A 4,968-nucleotide genomic window follows, 5' to 3' on the forward strand; every position below is an offset into this window, starting at 1 on the left:
AAACACAAAACGATTTTGAACATAATTTCGGATTAAATGAAAAACAAGAAGGTTTGGTCATCGGGAAAATGTTTGGGGTTTTGGTTTGTCAAAATCAAGATGGAGAATTAGGGTATTTATGGGCGTTTTCAGGAAAATTGGCGGGTGTGAATCATCTTCCCTATTTCGTGCCAACCATTTTTGATATGATGCAAGAAGATGGTTTTTTTAGAAAAGAAGAAGAAGTATTGAACGCCATCAATCGTCAAATTGAAATTTTAGAAAATTCAGACGAACTTTTAAATGCAAAAAGAAAATTAGAAAACACCAAAAAAGAAGCAGTTACTGACATTCAAAATCAGAAAGATAAAATCAAACGCTTAAAAATTGAACGCGATGAAAAGCGTAATTCATTTGCTATTTTATCTTCTTCTGAAATTGAACAATTAGAACAAGAACTTTCTGAAGAAAGTAAAAAAGAAAGCATTTTACTCAAAAAAATGACGAAATATTGGAATTTTCAAATCGAAAATGCACAAAAAGAAGTCAATTTGCTTTTAGATGAAATCAACCAATTGAAAGAAGGGCGCCGAGTAAAATCGGGAGCATTACAACAGAAACTCTTTGCTGAATATTCGTTTTTAAACCAATTTGGCGAACGCAAAAGCATTGGTGAAATCTTCAATAATAATCCGCCTGCTGGTGCTGGAGAATGTGCTGCTCCAAAATTATTACATTATGCTTTCGAACATCATTTAAAACCTATCGCTATGGCGGAATTTTGGTGGGGACAATCGCCAAAATCGGAAATTCGCAAGCACAAACAATTTTATCCCGCTTGTAAAAGTAAGTGCGAACCTATTTTGTTATCGCACATGTTAACAGGTTTGGATATGGAATCTAATCCCTTTCAAGAAAATCCAGCAGAAGGGAAAAACATTGAAATTGTTTATGAAGATGACGTATTAGCTGTGATTAATAAACCTGCTGAATTTTTATCGGTTCCGGGAAAAATCATATCAGATTCGGTTTATCAAAGAGCAAAAGAATTATATCCAAATGCAACCGGACCCTTAATTGTGCATCGTTTGGATATGTCGACTTCAGGTTTGATGTTAATTGCAAAAGACGAAGAAGCGTATGTAAAACTGCAAAATCAGTTCATCAAAAGAACGATTAAAAAACGCTATGTTGCTTTATTAGATGGTGTTTTACAAGAAAATGAAGGTTTTATCGATTTACCTTTACGAGTAGATTTAGACGACCGTCCACGCCAATTGGTATGTTTTGAACATGGAAAAAAAGCCCAAACCAAATGGGAAAAAATTGAAATCCGCGACAATAAAACTCTGGTGTACTTCTATCCTATTACGGGTAGAACGCATCAATTACGAGTGCATGCTTCGCATGAACTAGGTTTAAAAACCCCTATTGTTGGCGATGATTTATACGGTTCAAAAGCCAATCGTTTGCATTTACATGCCGAAAGTTTAACTTTTGAGCATCCCATTACAAAAGAGTCACTTACCATAACAACAGCTGCTGAATTATAATATTTATACACTTTTTGTAACATTTTTCTAAATTCAAACTCTTATATTTAGATATTGAAAATAACACTCATGAAAAACTGTTTTTTTATTGTACTTACTTTTATAGGAATTCAACAAATCAATGCGCAATTTACACGTCGTGATTCACTTCAAGGAGGTCTACGCACAGAAAGAACATCTTATGATGTAAAGCGTTATGATTTGAATATTATAATAAATCCAGAAGAAAAAAGTATCAAAGGATTTAATGATATCACTTTTGATGTAGTTTCTGCAACTCAAAAAATTCAGATAGATTTATTTGATAATATGAAAGTGGATTCGATTGTTTGGAATACTAAAAAACTGAAATATGTTCGTGACAATGATGCTGTTTTTATTGATTTTCCTGAAAGATTAGTTTTAAAATCGAATCATAAACTTAAATTTTATTATTCAGGGAATCCAAAAATTGCCAAAAACGCACCTTGGGATGGTGGATTTGTTTTCAAAAAAGATAGTAATGGAAAAGATTTTATTGCGGTTGCAGTACAAGGAACAGGGGCTAGCTTATGGTATCCCGTGAAGGATTCACAAACCGACGAACCTGATAATGGCGCTTCGATTAAAGTAGCCGTTCCAAATGGTTTAATGAATGTTTCCAACGGACGCTTTTTAGGTTCCGAAGATTTAAAAAATGGTTATACCCGTTGGGATTGGGAAGTTAAAAACCCTATTAACAATTATACCATAACCGTAAATGTTGCTGATTATGTTCACATTCAGGACAAAATGCCTGATTTGGATTTAGATTATTATGTATTAAGAGAAAATGAAACAAAAGCTCGTGAACATTTTGCAGAAGTTAAACCTATGATGGAATGTTTTCAATCGAAATTTGGTCGTTATCCATTTTGGGAAGATGGCTATAAATTAGTGGAAACCCCTTATTTAGGTATGGAACATCAAAGTGCGGTTGCTTATGGAAACAAGTACAAAAAAGGTTACATGGGTTTTGATTTATCTGGAACTGGTGTTGGGATGTTTTTTGATTACATTACAATTCACGAAACAGGTCACGAATGGTTTGGAAACAGTATCACCAGTATGGATATTGCCGATATGTGGATTCATGAAGGATTTACAACCTATTCTGAAACTGTTTTTATTGAATGTATTAAAGGATATGATGATGCAATGAAATACATTAACGGGCAAGCTAAAAATGTTAGAAACGATCGACCAATTATTGGTCAATATGGGGTGAACAATGAAGGTTCTGGAGATATGTATTATAAAGGTTCGTTATTATTAAACACCTTAAGACATATAATTGCTGATGATGCAAAATGGTGGAAAATGTTATATGATTATTCCGAAACTTTCAAGAAGAAAATTATTACTTCAGATACTGTAATTGATTACTTTAACAAGGCTTCAGGTACAGATTTAACACCAACATTTAGACAATACTTATATACCAATCAAGTTCCTGTTTTTATTTATAAAATCAAAGGCGATTATCTATATTATTCATGGGATAATGTAAATGAAGACTTTAACATGCCTATTGATATTGGTTTTGAAGGGAAAAAAATTAGATTATTTCCAACAGCAAAAGAACAGAAAATCAAACTAAAAAAACTCAGTAAAAAGAGTTTCCAAATTTACGACAATCAGTTTTATGTTAAAATTAAAGAAGACAATTAGTCTTCTTTTTTTTTATTTTGAAAAATTTAAAGTCTTAATACGGTTAATTTTCTTTGTTTCTGTTTCTACAAATTCTGACACAAAAAGAATTTCTTTTGGTTTTTCAAATTTTTCTAAAGAATTAAAAATAGACGAATCAATGTCACTTTTTTCACCTTCAAGAACTAGAACTACTTTTGAACCTAAAACAGCGTCAGGTTGACTAGTAATAAAAAATCTATTTTGAATTTTTGATGCTAACTTAGCCTCGATTTGTTCAGGAAATAATTTAATTCCTCCACTATTAATAACATTATCGTAACGACCAAGCCATTTGAATTGTCTCTCATTCAAAATTTCAACAATGTCATTAGTTATTACTTTTTCTTCTGAAATACTTGGGGCATCAATTACTAAACAATTTCTCTCATCAATTGAAATTGAAACATGTTCTAAAACATTAAAATACGCCTCCCCTATTTTTTTTGCTGCAATATGAGTAATGGTTTCAGTCATTCCATAAGTTTCATAAATATCTGATTTTATTTCTTTTAACTTACTTGCTAAATCATCAGAAACTTTAGCTCCTCCAATGATAATCTTTTTAAATTGATGTAATTTTTCTAAACTATTTTCTGCTTGAAGCGGAACAATAGCAACAAAATCATAGATTTTATGTGGCAACAAATCATCTAAATGCGAGGTTGGAACCATAATGTCTAATTCCAAACCTAACATCATGGAACGAACAATCATCATTTTTCCGGCAATATAACGAGCTGGCAAACACAATAAGGCTTTATCTTGAGGATGCAAATTGAAATAATTTCCAGTTGCAATAGCCGAATGTACCATTGATTGCTTCTTGATTGTAATAACTTTAGGTGTACCTGTAGTTCCTGATGTAGTCAATTGAATCGTTTCTTTGTCATCAAGCCAATCCAATAAAAACGAACCTAAATCTTTTTCGTGCTCTTCCCCTTCTTTAATTAGAGTGTAGGCTAATTGATAGAGAGCTTCTTTATCAAAATGAAAATTATTAATTTTAAAGCGGTTGTGTATACTTTTATAATGTGGTATCATTAAATTCTATTTCTTTGTTATCAACTGTTAGTTTTCCTGTCAATTTTTCTTTCCAATTCTTCCATTTATATACTTTAGAAAAAACAAAAAGTAAAATAGGAAATAATACAAAAACTGGGGTTAAAACATCAAAACCCGTTGTTGGTTCAGATAAATCTTTTAAAATAGAATTAGTCTGAAAAGCGGTCCAATCGGCAGTTAATAATAAGGCTCCTACAAGGTTATTAGCTGCATGAAATCCTAGAGCTAACTCTAAACCTTCATCCATTAGTGTTATAATACCCAGAAAAAAACCAGTTCCTATGTAGTAAATCATAATTATATAACCAATTTTATCAACTTCAGGATTAGCTATATGCATTAAACCAAATAACACCGATGTTACAATTAAGGGAATTAATCTACTATTTGTAGCCAAACCTATTCCTTGCATCATGTGACCTCTAAAAAGATATTCTTCAAAACTCGTTTGCATCGGGATTAAAACAATAGCTAAAACCAGAAAAATAAAAAACTTTTCCGCTTTAAAATTCCATACAAAATTCTCAGGTTGGGTAAAATAAAGTGCTAAAATCATCAAAGTTGTGATGCTTCCCCATAAGAAAAAAGAGAAAAAAAAGCGTTTCCAGTCAATTTTTTCACGTGAAGTTGTCAAACTAGTTAAAGATTGACCTTGTATGAATTT

Annotated in this window: 4 protein-coding genes; 2 read left to right on the forward strand and 2 right to left on the reverse strand. The window is 31.8% G+C overall.

Annotated features, from left to right (window positions below):
- Positions 1 to 1,532 (forward strand): RluA family pseudouridine synthase (locus B4I81_RS00240; RefSeq protein ID WP_291106193.1); only part of this gene is annotated, 1,532 nt, incomplete at its 5' end.
- 69 nt (positions 1,533 to 1,601) lie between these two features.
- Complete coding sequence (locus tag B4I81_RS00245) at positions 1,602 to 3,221, forward strand: M1 family metallopeptidase (protein WP_291106195.1); 1,620 nt, start codon at positions 1,602 to 1,604, stop codon at positions 3,219 to 3,221.
- A 12-nt stretch (positions 3,222 to 3,233) separates the two neighbouring features.
- Here B4I81_RS00245 and B4I81_RS00250 read toward each other — a convergent pair whose 3' ends face one another.
- Complete coding sequence (locus tag B4I81_RS00250) at positions 3,234 to 4,283, reverse strand: AMP-binding protein (RefSeq protein ID WP_291106198.1); 1,050 nt, start codon at positions 4,281 to 4,283, stop codon at positions 3,234 to 3,236.
- On the reverse strand, positions 4,267 to 4,968 hold a 702-nt coding region (locus B4I81_RS00255; protein ID WP_291106200.1), incomplete at its 5' end, for a CPBP family intramembrane glutamic endopeptidase. The genes B4I81_RS00250 and B4I81_RS00255, both read right to left, overlap by 17 nt.

Origin of the sequence: Flavobacterium sp. UBA6195 (genome assembly GCF_002422095.1) — a bacterium.
Lineage (GTDB): Bacteria > Bacteroidota > Bacteroidia > Flavobacteriales > Flavobacteriaceae > Flavobacterium.

Coding starts and splice junctions, on each gene's coding strand:
- B4I81_RS00245 (WP_291106195.1), top strand. CDS start 1,602: ATGAAAAACTGTTTTTTTATTGTACTTACTTTTATAGGAATTCAACAA.
- B4I81_RS00250 (WP_291106198.1), bottom strand. CDS start 4,283: ATGATACCACATTATAAAAGTATACACAACCGCTTTAAAATTAATAAT.